This is a genomic window from Bacillus sp. AK128 (assembly GCF_053903075.1).
Window position 1 is genome coordinate 1,650,373 of sequence record NZ_CP096379.1, and the last position, 19,233, is coordinate 1,669,605.

Annotated in this window: 20 protein-coding genes; 16 read left to right on the forward strand and 4 right to left on the reverse strand. The window is 36.4% G+C overall.

All coding sequences use genetic code 11. From position 1 onward, the window contains the following. Positions 1-2: 2 nt before the first annotated feature. A complete protein-coding gene (locus tag M1D60_RS08110; RefSeq protein WP_456278654.1) occupies positions 3-1,109 on the reverse strand; it encodes an MGDG synthase family glycosyltransferase in 1,107 nt (368 codons plus the stop codon). Positions 1,110-1,250: 141 nt separating this feature from the next. On the opposite strand from M1D60_RS08110, the gene M1D60_RS08115 reads away from it, so the two are divergent. Together M1D60_RS08115 and M1D60_RS08120 are read left to right on the forward strand one after the other, a co-directional pair. Beyond that, on the forward strand, positions 1,251-1,823 hold the full coding sequence (locus M1D60_RS08115) for a YkoP family protein (RefSeq protein WP_456278655.1): 573 nt from the start codon (positions 1,251-1,253) through the stop codon (positions 1,821-1,823). A gap of 88 nt (positions 1,824-1,911) precedes the next feature. After that, a complete protein-coding gene (locus M1D60_RS08120) occupies positions 1,912-2,772 on the forward strand; it encodes a metallophosphoesterase (protein ID WP_456278656.1) in 861 nt (286 codons plus the stop codon). Between the two features lie 104 nt (positions 2,773-2,876). On the opposite strand, the gene M1D60_RS08125 is transcribed toward M1D60_RS08120, so the two are convergent. Further along, positions 2,877-3,047, reverse strand: a complete 171-nt coding sequence (locus tag M1D60_RS08125) for a hypothetical protein (RefSeq protein ID WP_456278657.1) — start codon at positions 3,045-3,047, stop codon at positions 2,877-2,879. A gap of 293 nt (positions 3,048-3,340) precedes the next feature. Between M1D60_RS08125 and M1D60_RS08130 the strand changes: the two genes are divergently transcribed. The 3 genes from M1D60_RS08130 (at position 3,341) to M1D60_RS08140 (ending at position 5,304) form a co-directional block, all read left to right on the forward strand. Beyond that, positions 3,341-3,862 (forward strand): N-acetyltransferase family protein, encoded by a 522-nt coding sequence (locus M1D60_RS08130; RefSeq protein ID WP_456278658.1) that lies wholly within the window; start codon positions 3,341-3,343, stop codon positions 3,860-3,862. After that, the gene (locus M1D60_RS08135) at positions 3,859-4,551 is read left to right on the forward strand and encodes a class I SAM-dependent methyltransferase (RefSeq protein WP_456278659.1); all 693 of its coding nucleotides are present in this window, start codon (positions 3,859-3,861) and stop codon (positions 4,549-4,551) included. Before M1D60_RS08130 ends, M1D60_RS08135 begins: the two co-directional genes overlap by 4 nt. 183 nt (positions 4,552-4,734) lie before the next feature. After that, the gene (locus M1D60_RS08140) at positions 4,735-5,304 is read left to right on the forward strand and encodes a hypothetical protein (RefSeq protein WP_456278660.1); all 570 of its coding nucleotides are present in this window, start codon (positions 4,735-4,737) and stop codon (positions 5,302-5,304) included. A 43-nt stretch (positions 5,305-5,347) separates the two neighbouring features. Here M1D60_RS08140 and M1D60_RS08145 read toward each other — a convergent pair whose 3' ends face one another. Continuing rightward, complete coding sequence (locus tag M1D60_RS08145; RefSeq protein WP_456278661.1) at positions 5,348-6,493, reverse strand: diglucosyl diacylglycerol synthase; 1,146 nt, start codon at positions 6,491-6,493, stop codon at positions 5,348-5,350. Between the two features lie 211 nt (positions 6,494-6,704). Here M1D60_RS08145 and M1D60_RS08150 point away from each other — a divergent pair, with 211 nt between their 5' ends. From M1D60_RS08150 to M1D60_RS08165, 4 genes are all read left to right on the forward strand, one after another. Continuing rightward, a complete protein-coding gene (locus M1D60_RS08150; RefSeq protein ID WP_456278662.1) occupies positions 6,705-8,387 on the forward strand; it encodes a formate--tetrahydrofolate ligase in 1,683 nt (560 codons plus the stop codon). A 79-nt stretch (positions 8,388-8,466) separates the two neighbouring features. Beyond that, positions 8,467-8,979 carry a hypothetical protein gene (locus tag M1D60_RS08155; protein ID WP_456278663.1) on the forward strand — a complete coding sequence of 171 codons (513 nt, stop codon included), beginning with the start codon at positions 8,467-8,469 and terminating at the stop codon, positions 8,977-8,979. A gap of 19 nt (positions 8,980-8,998) precedes the next feature. After that, positions 8,999-10,207 (forward strand): DEAD/DEAH box helicase, encoded by a 1,209-nt coding sequence (locus tag M1D60_RS08160; RefSeq protein WP_456278664.1) that lies wholly within the window; start codon positions 8,999-9,001, stop codon positions 10,205-10,207. A gap of 24 nt (positions 10,208-10,231) precedes the next feature. After that, positions 10,232-10,708 carry a glutathione peroxidase gene (locus M1D60_RS08165; protein WP_456278665.1) on the forward strand — a complete coding sequence of 159 codons (477 nt, stop codon included), beginning with the start codon at positions 10,232-10,234 and terminating at the stop codon, positions 10,706-10,708. A 218-nt stretch (positions 10,709-10,926) separates the two neighbouring features. On the opposite strand, the gene M1D60_RS08170 is transcribed toward M1D60_RS08165, so the two are convergent. Beyond that, on the reverse strand, positions 10,927-11,844 hold the full coding sequence (locus M1D60_RS08170; RefSeq protein ID WP_456278666.1) for an AraC family transcriptional regulator: 918 nt from the start codon (positions 11,842-11,844) through the stop codon (positions 10,927-10,929). 212 nt (positions 11,845-12,056) lie between these two features. On the opposite strand from M1D60_RS08170, the gene M1D60_RS08175 reads away from it, so the two are divergent. The 7 genes from M1D60_RS08175 (at position 12,057) to M1D60_RS08205 (ending at position 18,983) form a co-directional block, all read left to right on the forward strand. Continuing rightward, positions 12,057-12,599, forward strand: coding sequence for an NUDIX domain-containing protein (locus M1D60_RS08175; protein WP_456278667.1), 543 nt, complete (start codon positions 12,057-12,059; stop codon positions 12,597-12,599). Between the two features lie 137 nt (positions 12,600-12,736). Continuing rightward, positions 12,737-13,438 (forward strand): response regulator transcription factor, encoded by a 702-nt coding sequence (locus tag M1D60_RS08180; protein WP_456278668.1) that lies wholly within the window; start codon positions 12,737-12,739, stop codon positions 13,436-13,438. Continuing rightward, positions 13,431-14,456 (forward strand): sensor histidine kinase, encoded by a 1,026-nt coding sequence (locus M1D60_RS08185; RefSeq protein WP_456278669.1) that lies wholly within the window; start codon positions 13,431-13,433, stop codon positions 14,454-14,456. The genes M1D60_RS08180 and M1D60_RS08185 overlap by 8 nt, the downstream gene beginning before the upstream one ends. Before the next feature lie 101 nt (positions 14,457-14,557). Then, entirely contained in the window at positions 14,558-15,322 is a 765-nt protein-coding gene (locus tag M1D60_RS08190; protein WP_456278670.1) for an ABC transporter ATP-binding protein, read from the forward strand. Continuing rightward, a complete protein-coding gene (locus M1D60_RS08195; RefSeq protein WP_456278671.1) occupies positions 15,312-17,273 on the forward strand; it encodes an FtsX-like permease family protein in 1,962 nt (653 codons plus the stop codon). The genes M1D60_RS08190 and M1D60_RS08195 overlap by 11 nt, the downstream gene beginning before the upstream one ends. Positions 17,274-17,461: 188 nt before the next feature. Further along, on the forward strand, positions 17,462-17,791 hold the full coding sequence (locus M1D60_RS08200) for a PadR family transcriptional regulator (protein ID WP_456278672.1): 330 nt from the start codon (positions 17,462-17,464) through the stop codon (positions 17,789-17,791). Then, positions 17,778-18,983, forward strand: coding sequence for a DUF2812 domain-containing protein (locus tag M1D60_RS08205; RefSeq protein ID WP_456278673.1), 1,206 nt, complete (start codon positions 17,778-17,780; stop codon positions 18,981-18,983). The genes M1D60_RS08200 and M1D60_RS08205 overlap by 14 nt, the downstream gene beginning before the upstream one ends. Positions 18,984-19,233 lie beyond the last annotated feature (250 nt).

Consider the following 19,233-nt stretch of genomic DNA (forward strand, 5'->3'; position numbering starts at 1 on the left):
TTCTATCCCATGGATGCCTTTATGAAATCTGTGACAGTAAAATGGCTGATTTCTTGATGATATCGGGCCATTCTCTTAGAATGCTGACCTACAAAACCTCCTGAATTCAACCTTTCTAATAGCTTGTCTTCAAAATGAATGGATTCATTAATTGGCAAGATCGTGATTAATTGATTCTGGCTTAATACATCCACATTGATTTTTTCCTGTCCGGGAAGATAATCATATATAAAAATCGGCAATCGTTTGGTCAGACATTCACTAATTGTTATTCCACCAGGCTTTGTTAAGACTGCATCAACTGAATGATAAATTAGATTCATTTGTTTCTTCGATGTAATATACGGGAAGGGTGTAATTCGAGGGTGTTGTTTATTTAGTAGCCTTGTATAAAGGCTACTATTATTTCCGCATAGAACATAGTAATGAATCTTTCCCTCAACCGGAATCCTGGAAAGCAAATGTTCAATTTTCCCGACCCCTAAACTCCCCCCAGATAATAAAACGGTAAAATCATTCTTCTTAGGACCCTCATGTTTGATTTGCTTTTGAAATTCAGAATGAACCGGAATTCCAGTTTGATATATAGATTGTTCGGGGACTCCTTTAGTTAGTAAATACTCCTTCATGGTTGGAACTGATATAAAATGGCCATCCACTTGCTTTGTACCCCATATATGATGAATGAAAAAGTCAGTATAAACATTAATAATGCTGGCAGAACACTCTCCATTTTGCTTAAGTCTAGATGATAAATAAGAAGGAAGAGCATGCGAACAGATTATAAAATCTGGTTGATGTTCGTGAATTAAACGACGCATCGAAGATAAAAACAGCCATTCATAATGAATGAATCTTTTTTCCTTGTGTAAGGAACGATAAACAGATTGAACATAGATCCAGTGATAGAGAGAGGGGAGTGTGTCAATCCATTTTAAATAAACAGTGGAGATTAACCGTTCAAGCTGGTTGTTTGCAGCACTTAGCAATTCTACACTTTTATACTGGATGCCTAAACCGCTTTGATCAAACTGCTCAGAAAGGCTTGTAATGACCTGATGATGACCAGAAGGTATTTGTAAAAGTGGGAAGAATAGAACCTTGGGCATAATGAACTCCTTAACCATAATAGTGCTTATAGTATGAGATAAATAAGTGTTTTTATGTTAAGCTCCCTTAAATTCCCAAAATAAATGACAATATAATTGGTGAAAATGATATCAACACATTGAAAGAAGGGGAAGTGTGTCGTGAGTAACGTCATGAAAAGCTGGTTGCTTTCCATATGGTATTTACTTGATCCAATTTATTATTCATTTACGAGGCTGACATATGTTCAGGATGATTTAAAGCAAAACTTAATTTTCCGTGTTCGAGTGACTAAATATAAAGGAAGAGAAGTTGTTCTTGCTGATGGAACTGTTATACGGAAAAACGATAGGCTGTTAAAAATTCACCTTCACAATGCAAAGCTATTAAAAGAGCTACATGAAGTCCAGTGTGAAATAAAAAGAGGAAGGCATATTTTTCAAGCTGTGTTAACGGCATTACCAGCCTTAGCTTCCTATATTGAAGAACATCCTGAAAAGGACCACTTAAAGGCTGTGATTGGAATTACAACCCTCCACCGTGGCTGCAGAAGACTTGGTTTTGAAACCCATGATATTAAAAGTAAATTGTATCACCTATTTAAGAAGGCGACCTTTATTTTTATTTATATTTTATCTGCGACTACATTATCTAGAGAATCTATGCAAAAGCATCAACCTAAATACTTATTCATGTCTACAAAGGATTTATCAAGACGTTATCGTATTGAATAATTTTAACTTAGATTTACAGAAAGTTAACAAGAACTACCATACCAATCCGTACCTTCATTTGCTATACTCTTTAACGAGGAGGGGATATATGATGGTAGTTCTTTTAATGATCACTTTCTTTGTTATTGGCATGATGATCTACGGCTATAAAAAAGGAAACCAGAACACAAAAGAAATCTCTATTCAATATTTAAACTCTGTCTCTACTAATCCTTCAAAACTAAACTCTACAAACATATCTGTCCTACATCTCTCAGACTTACATTTAGAAAACATCTCCATTTCTCCAGATGAACTGTATGAAAAAGTTAAAGATCACAATATTGACTTAATCGCATTAACAGGAGACTTCTTAGACCGTAAACGTACGATTCCAAAGTTAACGGAGTATTTAGAGGTTTTCCAAAAACTTGAACCAACCTATGGAACGTTTGCTGTATACGGAAATCATGATTATGTTCTAAGAGAAGAGCCGTTTCAACAGTTAGAAACTCTATTAAATGATTATGGTTGTAAAACACTTCGTAATGAAACGATTACGATTCAAACTAAGGATGGTCGTCTAAACATTATTGGGATTGATGACTTCAGTACAAAGCGAAGTAACTTAGAAGAATCATATGAAAATGTCGAGGATGGTTATAATCTTGTATTAACGCATGATCCCAATATTGTCATGCATATGAAAGATTATCATTTTGATTATTTATTATCAGGTCATTTTCACGGTGGACAAATTTGTTGGCCAAAGCCATACCACCTAGTGAAAATGGGGAAGCTAGTTCGCTTAAACATGGTAAAAGGCCTACATTATTTTGATGGAAAGCCGTTTTACATCAGTGAGGGACTAGGACAGACAGGTTTAAATATTCGTGTAGGAAGTAGACCGGAAATTACCTTTCACCAAGTAAATGTATCGACTGCACAATCTTTAGAAATGACATCTTAGAAACTATCGGGTTTTCTCGATAGTTTTTTTATATGATTATAATGACAAGTTTTAAAATCTAATTAAATTACGGCCTGTATATAGGCCGCAATTCTACATATTATTTATAAATTGTCTCGTTCACCCTGTGGGTTTGTTTTATCACGCTTTTCTTTGTTTCGTTTATTCCCTTTGTTGTTATCACCAGGAACAATCTCTTTTGCAAATTCCTCTAAGTTATTTCCTCTTCGCGGAGAGTTTTGATTAGAGCTTCCTTTATTCGGAATTTTAGTCATAATAATCCTCCTATTTTTTTATTTAGGCTCTGTTAATGTAGAATGTTTAGATCCAAGCACAGTTGATTGTAGTGGAAGGATGCGAGACTCCTGCGGGAGGAAGCGTGACAGGTGAGACCCCGCAGGCGAATGCCGGGGAGGCTCACCGCACGCCCCGCGGAAGCGAGTGTCCTGTAACGAAAATCAACAACAAGGTTAAACAGAACCTTTATTTAAATCATCTTTTAGTATTCCTTGATCTTGTTTTAAGTATGTTGAGTATTTTAGCTTTGTGCTATGATAGGAGTAAAGGGATGGGGAATTTTACCATGAGGATCCGCGAGATAAAAGTAGAGGATGCACCATTATTTTTGAACTTAGCGAAACAATTAGATGAAGAAACTGCCTTTATGCTATTTGAGCCAGGTGAAAGAAAAACAACTGTTGAACAGCAAGCTGAAGGCTTAAAGAGAATACTCTCGCAGGAAAACTCCATGATTTTTGTAGCTGAAGAGAAAGACCAACTTGTTGGATTTTTAGGTGCAATGGGTGGAGGAAATAATAGAAAAAAGCATTCTGCCTATATTGTGATTGGAATCTTAAAGGATTTTCATGGAAGAGGAATTGGCTCTGCATTATTTGACACCCTATTTGTCTGGGCAAAGGAAAAAGGAATATATAGAACCGAGCTAACGGTGATGACTCATAATGAAAAAGGAATTGCCTTGTACGAAAAAATGGGCTTTAAACGAGAGGGAACGAAGAAGGCGTCTCTTCGAATTAATGGGAAATGGGTCGACGAATATTACTACTCACGCCTATTGGAGGAAGCATGATGTTTGAATGGCATAATGAAGCGGCGAAGCAATGGGATGACAAAGCTGATTTTTGGAATCAAAGTAGTAAGGATATGTGGAATCATGGCAGTCGACAAACCATCATTCCGTTCCTTAAAAAATATAGCCAGTCTGGTTCAATTTTAGATGCTGGTTGTGGGGATGGTTATGGATCCTTATTACTAGATAAGCAAGGTTTCCAAGTTACAGGTGTGGATGTATCCGCTAATATGATTGATAAGGCAAGGAAATTAAATCACGATACTAGTAGTCAATTTCTAAAAGCTGATATTGCAAGTCTACCGTTTCCAGACGGTACCTTTGATGCGATCATGGCTATTAATTCACTAGAGTGGACAGTCGATCCCTTACATGTACTAAAAGAATTCAGCAGAGTTCTGAAAACGTCAGGTGTATTGTGTATAGGTATACTAGGTCCAACAGCAGGACCGAGACATAATAGCCTTCCTCGCTTATATGGAGAGAATGTGATCTGCAATACCATGATGCCATGGGAATTTGAAAAGCTTGCAAAGGATGATGGGTATCATCTAGTTGATGCACATGGAGTATACAAAAAAGAAGTGAAGCCAGCGAATTTATATGGTTTATCAACTGAGCTACACCAAGCTTTATCGTTTATGTGGGTTTCTATTTTTGAGAAAGGCTTTGTTAAAGAACATTCATGATTTTAGCAGAGTTGATTGAAGTGGAAGGACGCGAGACTCCTGTGGGAGAAGCGTGTCGAGAGAGACCCCACAGGCGCAGAGCGCCGAGGAGGCTCAAGAGACCGCCCACGGAAAGCGAGTGTCCTGGAACGAAAATCAACACAATGTTTAACAGATTCTTAGAGGTGGAGGGTGTTCTTAACTATGCTTACATATGGTAAGAAAGGGATCTTCGTCATTTTATTATCCTTTATCACGGTAGCTTGCTCCATTATGGAAGAAAAGGATATTGTATTTATTCGCCAACATGTAGATCAATTCGATGTTCAAACCGTCCCTTACGAGGAGAAAGTCAAGTTGGAACTCACAACGGAAGAAATACTAAATGGGTTAGAAGAACCCATTAAACTCAATACCATACACAACACAGATGTTTATCTGACGGAGATCGTCGAAAGAGAAAATTCATTGAACGGTAATGCTGAAGTTATTATTAATATTGGTTTCGATAGTGTGTATCAATCTCCGAACGGAACGATGATCAGTTTATTTCAATTGAACCCTGAAGAAAACACATATACAACTGGAGATGTAAAATTAGAGGCTTTTGATAATGAGGGTGAACCTACTAGTTTTGGAAGCGGTATGGGGGATCATGAAGGGGAGTATGAGCAATTCGTCGGTTATGTGTTGGAAAAAGAGACACTCATGACTAGCGACACATGGACGTTCGAGATAAGTGGTCTCAACCTTTTACATTATAGTGAGAAATAGCAAATGCTTGGATTCGTCTTCCAAGCACTTGCTATTTAGATAGCTATCGTGCTTTAGTTTGATGGATGTGACTCCGATTTTCGTATTGTAGTAAAATATCTTCTATAATGGTTTGTGCAGAGTTGCTTTTAGAAATATCCTTTAAATTGTTCTTCATTGATAATAATCTTTCTTCGTATTTTAATAGATGTGTAACCTCGTTTAATAAATACTCCGGTCGATCTACTATGATAGCAGCACCCTTAGCTTGAAAATACTTGGCATTTTCGTTTTCTTGCCCAGGTACTGGCTTATAAAGCACTAATGGTAGACCGATGGAAGCTGCTTCACTTAACGTGATTCCACCTGGCTTTGTAATCATACATGTTGAAACTCGGAATAACTCATCCACACGTTCTACATAACCAAAAACAAATAGTCGATCTTTATGCGAAGCTACTAAATGATTGAGTTCTTCTTTCAGAAGTCTGTTACTCCCACACACTACAATCAATTGAATGGAATCGGCTTGCAATAAGCTTTCACAATGTTCCACTGTATGTTTTAATACTCCGTGAGCACCTGCCATAATGAGGATGGTCTTTTTCTGAGTATTCAACCCGTATTTTTTATAGAGAGAAGAAAGAGGTTGACCTTGAGTAAATGAATCTCTAATAGGGATTCCCGTCACAAGAACTTTAAAACCCTCCACACCCTTTTGGATCAATCGATTTTTTACTTCTTCAGTTGCAACGTAATACTTTTCGATCTCTCGATGAATCCAAATTTGGTGTAAACAAAAATCAGTCACAACATTGTAGGTTGGAATTATTGATTTTCTTTTTGTTTGTAACTCTGGTACGACAATCAAGGGGAATGTATTGATAATAATGTCTGGTTTCTCCTGGTCTAATAGAAGAGAAAGTCGCCTTTTACCAAAATTCCTATACCAATAGGCAATCTTTTTATCATGAATCTTTTCAATTCCATAATAAAAAAGGCGATAGAATTGAGGGCCAACAGTAAAACATTTTAAATATAAATACTTTGTAAATTCAGTAATAATGGGGTGAGCTTCAGCGAACAGGTCAATTACTTTAACATTGTCAATGCCTAATTCATGGAGTTTTTGTTCAAGCGTATGTGCTACTTGAACATGACCATTGCCATATTTAGCTGTTAAAATTAAAATCTTCGGCCGTTCCCTCATTAGCATGCTCCCCCTTGACTCAGTTTGATATATGTTAACCTTATCACATCCATGTAACGTGAAAATAAAGAGAACATATAGTTATATAAAGGGCTCAATAAGTTTTTGTAAAAGTATATTAAACTTTATGGACGTAAAGAGTTATAATGAGAAAGGTGATTTAAAGTCCTATATTCAGCTTTTGAAAAATGAAAATAGCGGGGGTCTCAACATGGGAAAACAGGTATTATCAGACATCGAGATTGCACAGCAGGCAAAACTAAATCAAATTTATAAAATTGCTGAGGAGCTAGACATTAATCAAGAAGAGCTTGAGCCGTACGGTCATTATAAAGGAAAGCTAAACTTATCATTGCTTGATCGATTAAAGGATCAATCGGATGGTCATGTGGTCCTAGTTACAGCAATCAATCCAACTCCTGCTGGAGAAGGTAAATCAACGGTAACAGTTGGGCTTGGACAAGCTTTACATAAATTAGGAAAAAAAGCGATGATTGCAATGAGAGAACCTTCCTTAGGCCCAACAATGGGAATTAAGGGTGGTGCCACTGGTGGGGGGTATTCCCAGGTGGTTCCAATGGAGGATATCAATCTTCATTTCACAGGAGATCTCCATGCCATTACTACAGCGAATAACGCATTATCTGCTTTCATCGATAATCATATTCACCAAGGAAATCAACTTCAGATTGATGCTAGAAGAGTAGTATGGAAGCGGGTTGTTGATTTAAATGACCGTTCACTTAGAAAGGTGATTGTTGGTCTTGGTGGACCTATTCAAGGTGTTCCACGTGAGGATGGCTTTGATATAACTGTTGCTTCAGAGATCATGGCAGTATTTTGTTTAGCAACAGATTTAAAGGATTTAAAGATAAGATTAGGACGAATTGTTGTAGCCTACAATTTCAATCGAGAGCCGATAACAGTTAAGGATTTAGGCTATGAAGGTGCACTAACGATGATTCTAAGAGACGCCTTAAAGCCAAATCTTGTTCAAACATTAGAAAACACTCCTGCGATCATTCATGGAGGTCCATTTGCTAATATTGCACATGGATGTAATAGTGTCATTGCGACGAGGTTAGCCGCAAAATTAGGGGATTATGTCATTACAGAAGCTGGGTTTGGTGCGGATTTAGGAGCAGAGAAGTTCTTAAACATAAAGTGTCGGGCTGCAAACATTAAACCGAGTGTAGTTGTAATCGTTGCTACGATTCGAGCATTGAAAATGCATGGAGGGCAATCGAAAGACCAACTAAAAGAGGAAAATGTTCAAGCATTACAAGAAGGAATTTTAAATCTTGAAAAGCATATTGAAACCATTCAAGGGTTTGGATTGCCATTTGTAGTAGCCATTAATCGTTTCATCACTGATACGGAAGAAGAAATTTCTTGGTTACAGCAATGGTGTAAGGAAAAGAAAGTAAGAGTGGCTTTAACTGAAGTGTGGGAAAAGGGCGGAGAAGGTGGAATTGAATTAGGAAACCAGGTAATTGCTGCCATTGAAGAGGACGATAATAAATTCACCTTCTTATATGATGCGAATGAATCTATCGAACAGAAGATAACGGCGATTGCCCAGAAGGTATACGGAGCCAAAGGTGTGGATTTTACAACTGCCGCAAGAAAACAAATGGTTCAATTTGAAAAAGCTGGTTGGGGGAACCTCCCGATTTGTATGGCTAAAACACAGTATTCCTTATCAGATGACCCTACCAAGCTAGGACGCCCCTCAGACTTTACGATTACAATTCGTGAGCTTAAGGCATCAATTGGTGCAGGCTTCATCGTCGCATTAACAGGTGATGTCATGACAATGCCAGGTTTACCAAAGCAGCCTGCTGCCTTACAAATGAATGTTGATGAAGAAGGAAATATGGTAGGTTTGTTCTAAACTTCCAGATTAAGTATGATGTGACTAATCACTGATATAATAAGACTAACAGTTTGAGTCTGTAAAGGAGAGAATGCTTTTGTTTGATCCCACGATTTTTGATAATTTAAAGGTAGTGGTAGAAGGTGCCGTTTATGACCGGGATCTCGAAGGAGAACTAACGGTTATAAATAGGAAGGATATGATTGATCTTGCAACTATGTCTAGACACTATCTCATCACATTTAAGCTACCTGATCAAACTAGAGCATGCTGTTCATGGGAGTTGGCTTCAACAGTAAGTCAGCTTTCAAGCGAACTGTTGGTCTTGAATAAAGAGAAAATGGGTTGTTCCACTGAAATTACCTTCAAGATGGATCTTGATCAATCGAGTGGAGATGTGACAGGTTTACAATCAATTGTTTCAAATGTATGGGGAGACCGTGAAATAAAAACAAAAATAATTTCTGACTTTCCTGAAACAGGACAAAACGAAGTCGAGATTAAGTTAATATTTAACCGAACCATTCAAGAGGAAGATATAGATGATTTACTAGACATGTTCCACTATATGGAGAAGACTTTACATTTGCTTCAGGCAAATGGTTATTAATCAAACTAGGAGAGTGCAAATGGAAACTTCGATTAAAGAATTTCGCTCATTCCTTTCTGAGGCATGGACAAAGGCAGGTTTTTCTGAGTTTACTAAAGTTCAATCAAACGCGATACCAGGAATGCTTCAAAAAAAGGATATGATGGTTGAATCACCACCTGGTACAGGAAAAACTCTAGCTTATTTACTACCGATTTTTGAAGCATTGAATGAAGAAGTGAAGAGTCCTCAAGGAGTGATTGTTGCCCCGACGAAAGAATTAGCGATGCAAATTCACGAGGAAGCTCAAAAATTCTTAAAGGATAGTCCCTTTTCCTCAGCTTCGTTTATTGGAGGAGCGGATTTAAAGAGACAGCTGGAAAAGCTCAAAAAGCATCCTCAAATTATAATCGGGACACCACATCGGATCGTTGAACTGATTGAGCTAAGAAAACTTAAAATGCACGAAGTAAAAACAATCGTATTGGATGAAGCTGATCAGCTATTAGGCTCGGGTGCAACAAAAGAAATTGATCGTATCATTCAATCTACGTTAAAAGATCGTCAGCTAGTTGCCTTTTCTGCAACGATTCCACAATCTACGATGGACCAGCTTGAAAAAAGAATGAATAGTCCAGAGAAATTAACCATTGAAACAACACTTGAGCTTAAGGAAAAAATTAAGCACCTCTACATAGTCTGTGAACGTCGTGAGAAAATTGACTACTTACGTAAGCTTTTACACACAGAACCAGATATGAAAGCTATTGCCTTCATCAATGATTCTTTTCATCTAGAAGCATTAGGCGAGAAGATGAAGTATAGAAAAATTAGTGCTGGTATTTTATACAGCCAGTCCACACAAGCAGAGCGGGAAGCAACGATTAAGAAGTTTAGAATTGGTAAATATCAATTACTGCTGGCAACCGATGTTGCTGCGAGGGGACTTGATATTGAAGGAATTACTCATGTGGTTCATCTCGATCTTCCTGAGGCTATTGAACAATTTGTTCATCGTTCAGGGCGAACAGGAAGAATGGGGGCAACGGGTACAGTTGTGTCAATCGTTACACCGGGTGAGGAACAAGGATTGCTTCAATTTGATAAAAGACTGAAGCTAGGTTTAGAAAAGGTAGCTTTATATAGAGGCCAATTGACGGATGAGCAGTCAAAACGTCCAGAAAGAAGTAAAGGTACTGGATCACCGAATCGTCCGAAGAAGAAGGTCGTAAATAAAAAGAATCGTTAATCATGTTAAATGGGGGGAGAAACAATGTCCGTTTACGACTACAACGCCTTAAATATTATGGGAAAAGAAGTTAAGCTTTCTGACTATAAAAATAGAGTCCTTTTAATAGTTAATACGGCAAGTAAATGTGCGTTAACCCCGCAATTTAAGAAGCTACAAGAACTGTACAATGATTATAAAAATACAGGCTTAATTGTACTTGGGTTTCCTTGCACCCAGTTCCGTAACCAAGAACTTGGCAATAACGATGACATTGAGGAATTTTGCCAAGTGAACTACGGAGTAACCTTTCCCATGTTTGGAAAGGTTGATGTTAAAGGGGAGGATGCCCACCCCTTATTTCAATATTTAACAAAAGCGAAAAAAGGGTTTCTAGGCTCTGAAGCAATTAAATGGAATTTTACGAAGTTCTTGATCAATAAAAATGGTGAAGTCGTTAAGCGATACGCACCTACAACGAATCCAGCGACCATTCGGAAGGATATCGAGGAATTACTTTAGTGGGGACAGGTGTTAGAGCAACGAAACAAGCGGATTTTTCCGGCTATTGCAATTCCAATTATTTCGACTTCGATTTCTTACTAATCCTATTCTCAAGCGAAAAAGCATGATGATTAAAAAATCACCATGCTTTTTATTACGTTATTTGTACTGTTATTGATGATTTTGTACTTCAGAAGAGGAATCGTTATCTAGAATGATAAGTACTCTCTTACTTATTAGCTCGAGTATACTTCTGAATTTCCTCTTGCAACTGCTTGTTTTTTTACAGGGATGTAAAGATCCATCTCTTTATCCACTGCTCCGTAGCATCTTTCATCATACAATTCGAATTCTACTGTTCCATCATGTTCATAATTTGATTTCGGGAACCATTCTGTAAATATTTGATTCCAGGTGGACTGAATAGAAGAGGTAAACGATTTCTCATCTGATTTAGGTGTTGTGAATACCGCATATTCTAGTTCTGGAATTGTTATAGAAACCATTCCTTCAGGTACATCTGTCCCCTTTGGAACTTCCATTCCAATTACATATACAAATTCACCCGTTTCAGGATTAAAATCCGTACAGATTCCTAACTCTTGATTTTGATGAATGGGATTTGGAATTTTACATCCTAATTGATTCTGCATATATTGTTGCCAAAACTCTGGGATGTCTCTATTATTCTGGCCGTCTACATTTCTCGTTTTAAGTTCATAGCCAATAATATGAAGCTCTGGTTTTTTTATAATATTTGGTTCCATACAAATACCTCCTAGAGAGTGAGTAATAACAAGGCGAGCTTTTCCTATTAGTGGTCCAGATAAGCACTTGGAGTCACGATATTGTCTGGGTGAAACAGCGTAGAATTTTTTGAATGCTCGATTAAATGATTCAGGATATTGAAATCCAAGATCAAAAGCAATATCAATCACCTTTTCGTCTGTGTAAAATAATCTCTCTGCAGCGTTAGTAAGTCTCCTTTTACGAATGTAATCCATCACCGACTCTCCGACCATTGTCTGAAAAACACGGTGAAAATGAAAAGGCGAGAAACAAGCAACCTCAGCCAGTTCTACTAACGTAATTGGGCTATTTAAGTTTCCCTCAATATAATCAAGTGTTCTTTGTATACAGACCTCATATTCCAATGCACTCACCTGCCTTATATTCACTATAACAGTGGTAGTAAATAAGTTCTTAACCATTTTTGCTATATTTGCTATATTTTTATATCAAGGAGAATTACCGCTCTTGGTCAAGTTACTTACAAATTGTCCAAAATAGTATAAAATGAATTGGAAATAATATCAAACTAATATACTGTTTTTTAATCTATTAAGTAGAGGTTTAGTAAGGAGAGATGTTTCTAGTGAGTGAAGAACTATTATTTAATATATTCTTAGAAGAGATTGAATCAAATCATACATATTGTAAGGTCAAACATAGAGAAGCAGTAAGGGCAATTATTCTTCATGATCATAAAATCCTCTTAATTCAGTCGAATAAAGGAGATTATAAATTTCCGGGTGGAGGACTCGAAGATAATGAGAACCATTTAGATGCTCTAATTCGTGAGGTGTCAGAAGAGACTGGTTATATCAACTGTGAAGTCAAAAAAAAGATAGGGACATATATTGAAAGGAAATTAGATGAATACGAAACTGATACATTATTTCAAATGTCCTCATATTATTATATTTGCCAATTAACAAATAAGGAAAAAGTAGAACAACAATTAGATGACTATGAGCAAGCTTTGCAATTTACACCAGTATGGGTTCCTTTAGACAGTGCGGTTGAACAAAATGAGTCACTTATTCATGAAAGTGAAATGAATGGATGGATTAAACGAGAAACACTGGTTTTACAGAAGCTAAAAGATATGCAAAAGAGTTGTCTGTAGAGGCAGCTCTTTTGTAAATGAGACTTTGTCCTATCTTAAAAAGTGATATTATGGAGAGAAAAGAAGTCCTCATCATAATAGTATTTTAGCCTATTATAAAGGTTGTTTTTCAGCAAATAGTAAAAAGGAGCTCTACCATGTACAAACTTATGCTTGTTGAAGATGACATTCAGTTAAGTAGACTGATGAAAGATAACTTGGAGCGGTATGGGTATAACGTTCACCAATCCGAAAATTTCCTGAGTATAATAGATGAATTTATTAAAGTTCAGCCAGACCTAGTTTTATTGGATATTAACTTACCTTATTATGACGGCTATCATGTATGTAGGAGTATTCGTAGACAATCCAAAGTACCCATTCTCATCATTTCAGCACGTAGTCAAGAATTAGATCAGATTATGGCTCTTGAACTTGGGGCAGATGATTATCTGACAAAACCATTTACCTTTGAAATGCTGCAGTCCAAGGTGAAGGCAACAATCAGAAGAGTATATGGGGAATATGCCTCGGTAGAACAGGCGGACACTTCTGTGGGTGACATGAGTATAGATCCTAACAACCTGACCCTAGCTTATCAGGGGAAAAAAGTTGAGCTTAGCAAAAATGAATATAAGCTATTGAAAAAGTTAATGGATCAACCTAATGTTTTTGTTTCGAGGGAAGAGCTGATCGAGGAAGTCTGGGATTCTGTTCATTTTGTCGATGATAATACGCTTACGGTCAATATTAGTAGAATTAAGCAACTTATTTCAGAGCTTGGATTGAATGGAACGATAAAAAGTAAACGAGGGGTAGGGTATATGCTTACATCACCTAAGGAGGATAAAAATGCTTAACCATACCCTACAAAAGTTTATAAAAGATAGAATCCTACTAATTGGGTTTTTCCTTTTAAATATGATATGTGTAATCGCATTTTTTCATCTGAGTGAGTCATCTAATACGGAGTTACTATATCCTTTTAGCGTAGGTATCTTCTTATTAGCTTTGTATCTCGTTATAGACTGGTTCCGGTATTATCCGATGAACAGTCAGATGGAAGGCATGTTAAATAACCAGGACGTACAGTTAAAGCCACAATCAGAAGAGCAGAAGTTGTATCAGCAACTATTAACGAAAATCGTCTCCGAGAATACTAAAAGAACCTCAGAAATGAAAGAACAAAATAAAGAACGAATCTATTTTTTATCTCATTGGATGCACCATTTAAAAACACCCGTTTCCGTTATCGAGCTCATGATTAATGATGAATTAAAAACAACAGAAACTCCTCAGGTATACGAAAGAATTCTTCAAGAAAATAATCGATTACTCACTTCTATCGAACAAGGTTTAACGATGATCAGAATTGATCGTTTTGAAAATGATTTAGATATTAAGTCTGTGGATTTGTTACCCTCTTTAAGAAAATTGATAAACAACCGAAAGAGAGAATTTATCTATAACTCAATATTTCCTTCTATTGAATTTGAAGGGAAAACTACATTTATCGTGACAGATTCCAAATGGAACGAAGTGCTACTAGATCAAGTCATTTCAAATGCCATCAAATACTCAAGTATAAAAGAGGGAAGTAAGAAGCTTTCCTTCATCATCAGAGTAGATGAAGAGCATACAACCCTATCAATTATAGATGAAGGGATTGGAATCCCTACATATGATGTACCAAGAGTCTTTCAACCTTTTTTTACAGGGGAAAACGGTAGAGAACTTTCAAATTCAACAGGGATTGGACTATACTTATGCAAGAAAATTGCGGATCGGCTTGGTCAAACAATCTCCATTCATTCAGAGGTCATGGTTGGAACAACTGTTACGATTCGCTGGGTAACAGGAAAGCAAGGTAAGCACTAAGAAACCTTACAAAACTGTAAGGTTTCTTTAGTCTCTTCAATGGCTATCGGGCCTAATCTTGTTTAGGATGATGTTATAGTCACTTGTTTAAGGAGGAAGCTGTGAACATTTTAGATGCTAACAATATTGTGAAAATATATGGTGAAGCGGGGAGCGCTGGCTCTACAACTGCACTGGACGGGGTAAGTCTTTCTGTTCAAAAAGGAGAGTTTATTGCGATCATGGGTCCGTCTGGGAGTGGTAAAACCACATTACTGAATCTATTAAGTGGAATGGATCAACCTACTTCAGGTGAAGTTACCATCTCTGGTGAGAATGTAAGCTCCCTAAATGTAAACAAATTAGCTCTGTTTCGGAGAAAGAAATTAGGGTTTGTGTTTCAGGATTTTAATCTCTTAGACAGCTTGTCTGTCAGAGAAAATATTCTACTTCCCATGATCTTAGAAAAGAAAACGGTAAATGAAATGGAGAAGCAAATTCAAGTCTTAGCGAATCTATTTGATATCAAAGGAATTTTAGAGAAATATCCGTACAATATATCTGGTGGCCAACAACAACGTACTGCTGTATGCCGAGCACTCGTGAACGAGCCAGAGCTAATTTTTGCAGATGAACCGACCGGGAATTTAGATTCTAAATCTTCTGCAGTCATTATGGAGTGCTTTGAGAAAATCGTGCAAGAGTTGTTAACAACGGTATTAATTGTAACTCATGATGTGTTTGCCGCAAGTTATTGTCAAAAGGTCATTTTTATCAAAGATGGTACCATTCATTCCTATATTGTAAAGAAGGGAAGTAGGGAGGAATTCTTAGATCAAATTATGGATAATGTAGCGATCTTAGGAGGAAAAGCCTATGACCTTTAATCACATCATCTGGAAGATGGCAAAAGCTCATTATAAGAAATATCTATTTTACTTTCTATGCAACAGTTTAACGGTAATGGTGTTCTTTATGTTTTCGTCTATCTATTTTAATGAGAGCATTGTTCAGGTGAAAAAACTAGATTCCATTAAATATGTGTTAACCGTACCGGCTGTTTCTTTAATAGTTTTTACTGTATTTTTCATTCACTATTCACATAAGATTTTTATGAAAAGAAGAAAAAGTGAGTTTGCTTTATTTATGTCAATTGGGATGTCGGGGAAAGATATTGGAAGGTTATTACTAGTAGAAAATGGAATCATTGCTCTCTTGTCCATTGGTTCAGGTCTCTTAGCAGGTGTAACTTTTTCTAGACTATTCTTTCTCATCTTAATTAATACTTTGGGGTTAGAGGTAGTTCCCTTTCATGTGAACAGCAGTATGTTCCAGTATACGGTGATCATCTATCTAATTGTATTTTTGGTCGCAGTTGCACATTCTCTTTTCCTTACTCTAACAAATCCGACCGTTTATTCCTTAAAAAGTGACAGAATGGCTGAAGAGGGAAAGTTTAATAGTCCACTACTAGGCTTGATCGGACTATTCATTCTGTTTGGTTCGATATTGGGCCTCTATTTAACGTATACCGGGCTTTATGGTGGTTATTTCCTTCTATTATGGGCTCTTTTAACTTTGCTAGGTTTGTTTATTTCTATAAATCAATTCTCTAGTTTTTTTATAAAACTAGCTAAGAAGTATCCATCTTTTTACTATCGGAGATTGTTTCTTCTTACAAATCTAGATTATAAATTTAAGCAGTTTACCTCTATTTTTATGCTCGTCACCGTTATGATTATGGTCACGATTTTATACAGTACGATTATTTTATTCACCTACTTAGAATATGAAAAAGAAGTATTGATTGCTAATCCATTTGATATAGCGCTCATACAATCCGAACATGAACAGTTATCTAAAGAAGAGTTATTTGCAATGGTTGATCAAAGAGAAAATCCGGTCCAAGAACATCTAGCTATACCGATTTATACGTATATAAAGAAGCTACCTTATAACAATAGTGATTACCATAATGAGGATCGTTTTGTGTTTATGTCCTCAGAGTATTTTAACAAGTTAACTTCAAGAGCAATAGAATTGAAGGATACCGAATTTTTATACTTTATAAATGAACAGCGACAATACGTGGGAAGTACGAATTTTAGTGAGAAACTTAACCTTCCTATTCTAGGGGAGAAAAAAACGTTTAGTCTTAAAGATATAGTGGTTGGGAAGGAACTCAACTATGTTGGTAATCTTCGAGAATTTCTAATCGTCAGCCCAACTCAATTTGAGTTAATAAAAAAGTATATAGAGGGAACCTCTTCCACGATTCATCTACTCAATGTTCAAGATTGGAAAGCAACAATGGGGGTTGTAAGAGAGTTAGAAGAGAAATTAACTAAACCTAATATAAATGATCATGCAGAAGATCTCTCTGTTTCTTCAAAAGTGGAGGATTATCAATACAATAAAAATGCTAACGGGGTATTATTTTTTGTGACATCGTTTATTAGTGTGATTTTCTTCTTTGGCTCGTTTATTTTACTTTATTTACACTTATTTTCCGAAGTTGATAAGGAAAAGGAAAAATATAAGAAGTTGTTTAAAATTGGAATGACCTTCAAAGAAATAAAGAAAACTGTTTCAACAGAAATCACAATCCTATTTTTTATCCCTACTATTCTTGGAACAGTTTTGTCCTTTTTATACATTGTAGCGATGGCAACAGATATAGGTGGTGTGATTGAAAATCCGCAAATTCTTGTTCACTTCTTAATCATAGCTAGTATGTATCAATGTATTCAATTCGGCTTTTTCTTATACGCGAAAAGAAAAATGGTTTTGTTAACTGCGTATAACGGGGAATTTAGACGCTTTTCATCTTTGAGTTGATTGCATAAGTTAGTAATCTAATTCAATATAGAAATCAAAAAAGTCGAATTCATTGCTAGTGAAATTCGGCTTTTTTATTTTAATTTAAATGATTTACAGTTGAAAATTCATGAAGTATTATTATGTTATACGATATATCGTTACGCATAATATCGTCTGACATACTATTGAGTTGAACAAGAGAAGGGATGAAAAAAATGACATATAATGGTGGGCCGATGACCGAAGCAATGTATTATGTACTACTATCCTTAATGCGTCCTAACCATGGTTATCAACTTATGCATGCGATTACGGAAGTTTCGAATGGAAGATTAAAAATGGGTCCAGGGACACTTTACGGAGTTCTCTCAAGGATGCAAAAAGACGGACTAATTTCACTAGCAGAGAATGATGGCAGAAGGAAGACATATCAAATTACAAAAGTAGGAGAACAAGCACTGCGTATAGAGTATAGTCGATTAAAATCCTTGATCATAGACAGCAAGATTTTGGAGGAAGGTGATGAGAATGAATAAAACCGTACATAAAATTCGTCCTAGTGATTATTGGCGAATCGGTGAGCATGAAAGCTGGTTTGCAGAAATGGCGGCTAAAGGTTTACATCTAAGGAAAATGGGGATCCATTTTGCCAAGTTTGATAAAGGTGAACCAAAGAAAACAAGGTACAGAATAGATGTATTCATGAGGAAGAAGACTTCACAAGAACAAATTAAGATTTATGCTGAAAGTGGTTGGGATTATGTAACAAGCTATAGTTTTTTTCATGTGTTTTCATCACCAGAAGAGCTCGATGCACCAGAACTTCATACAGACCCCGCCGAGCAATCATATACATTAAAAGAACTAGATAAGAAATTAGTTTTGAACGCTATTACAATAATTGTCGCAATGATTTTAATAATCGGTATGTTATCTTCAATTTGGTTTCTTGATGGGACACCTACCTTTATTATGGTCGACGGCGGGGCTATTCAACAATCAATCCTAGCAATCTTTTTTTTGTATTTGGCCTATCAATCGCTTCAAGCATCCATTTCCATTCGTGCTTTGAGAAGAAATCTACTTGAAGGAAAACCGATCGATCACCATGCTCCGTGGAAAAAGCACTATAAAATACATTCTACCATGGCTTTTCTCTTTACATTAGTAATTGGATTGAGCGCTATCATTCCATTCGTTCAGCTTGTGAAGATGGATACAAAAACATTACCCGAAGGAAATCTTGACTTACCGATTATTAGGTTAGCTGACGTAGAAGAGAATCCAGCTCTAATTCGTGGGGAACCTTCTTATGAGAGTGAAGGTGTGGATTGGGGCAACCGGTATACGTTTGATTGGAGTCCATTGGCACCCGTGCAATATGAAACAGATGAACAGGGGCTGGTTCCTGGAACAATGTGGAATGATGGAAGTGGTGTATATTCACCGGCAATTCATACACAGGTGTATCAGCTAAACATACCGACTCTGGCGGACAATCTTGTCTCAGATTTAATCGAAAGATACAGTTATGAAACTAGTAGAGAAGAATATGTTGAAACAAAACATCCAGACTTGGATCTTTTAGTTGTTCATGAAGAGAAGGAAATGAAAGAAGTGTTTGCATTCAAAGGAAGAGCGGTCATGTATGTAAGGTATTATGGCTATGCAGATATAAATTCAATCATAGATAACTTAGTGGAGAAGATTAATTTAATTTCGGAATAATACTGAGTTTGATAGTCTTTTGTTATCAAGCTTTTTGACAAATGAATCCTACTCTTTTTTATCTAGGCGGGGATTAATCCAAGAAGGATTAACCCCTTTTTTGTAGAATTTATTCAATGATTAATTAGCATAAGATAAAATAAAAGTATGTTAGAGACGAAATAGAAACAGTGTATAAGATAATAATAGTCAAAATTGACATGAGGTATTATTTATTAACTGGTAAAACTGAAAATTCTACCAAGAAAAT

What these genes read in the sequence shown, in the direction of transcription:
- M1D60_RS08145 (WP_456278661.1), bottom strand. Translation starts at nt 6,493, where the DNA reads ATGAGGGAACGGCCGAAGATTTTAATTTTAACAGCTAAATATGGCAAT.
- M1D60_RS08120 (WP_456278656.1), top strand. Translation starts at nt 1,912, where the DNA reads ATGATGGTAGTTCTTTTAATGATCACTTTCTTTGTTATTGGCATGATG.
- M1D60_RS08125 (WP_456278657.1), bottom strand. Translation starts at nt 3,047, where the DNA reads ATGACTAAAATTCCGAATAAAGGAAGCTCTAATCAAAACTCTCCGCGA.
- M1D60_RS08110 (WP_456278654.1), bottom strand. Translation starts at nt 1,109, where the DNA reads ATGCCCAAGGTTCTATTCTTCCCACTTTTACAAATACCTTCTGGTCAT.
- M1D60_RS08150 (WP_456278662.1), top strand. Translation starts at nt 6,705, where the DNA reads ATGGGAAAACAGGTATTATCAGACATCGAGATTGCACAGCAGGCAAAA.
- M1D60_RS08180 (WP_456278668.1), top strand. Translation starts at nt 12,737, where the DNA reads ATGTACAAACTTATGCTTGTTGAAGATGACATTCAGTTAAGTAGACTG.
- M1D60_RS08130 (WP_456278658.1), top strand. Translation starts at nt 3,341, where the DNA reads ATGGGGAATTTTACCATGAGGATCCGCGAGATAAAAGTAGAGGATGCA.
- M1D60_RS08135 (WP_456278659.1), top strand. Translation starts at nt 3,859, where the DNA reads ATGATGTTTGAATGGCATAATGAAGCGGCGAAGCAATGGGATGACAAA.
- M1D60_RS08165 (WP_456278665.1), top strand. Translation starts at nt 10,232, where the DNA reads ATGTCCGTTTACGACTACAACGCCTTAAATATTATGGGAAAAGAAGTT.
- M1D60_RS08160 (WP_456278664.1), top strand. Translation starts at nt 8,999, where the DNA reads ATGGAAACTTCGATTAAAGAATTTCGCTCATTCCTTTCTGAGGCATGG.
- M1D60_RS08205 (WP_456278673.1), top strand. Translation starts at nt 17,778, where the DNA reads ATGAGAATGAATAAAACCGTACATAAAATTCGTCCTAGTGATTATTGG.
- M1D60_RS08175 (WP_456278667.1), top strand. Translation starts at nt 12,057, where the DNA reads ATGTTTCTAGTGAGTGAAGAACTATTATTTAATATATTCTTAGAAGAG.
- M1D60_RS08200 (WP_456278672.1), top strand. Translation starts at nt 17,462, where the DNA reads ATGAAAAAAATGACATATAATGGTGGGCCGATGACCGAAGCAATGTAT.
- M1D60_RS08140 (WP_456278660.1), top strand. Translation starts at nt 4,735, where the DNA reads ATGCTTACATATGGTAAGAAAGGGATCTTCGTCATTTTATTATCCTTT.
- M1D60_RS08195 (WP_456278671.1), top strand. Translation starts at nt 15,312, where the DNA reads ATGACCTTTAATCACATCATCTGGAAGATGGCAAAAGCTCATTATAAG.
- M1D60_RS08185 (WP_456278669.1), top strand. Translation starts at nt 13,431, where the DNA reads ATGCTTAACCATACCCTACAAAAGTTTATAAAAGATAGAATCCTACTA.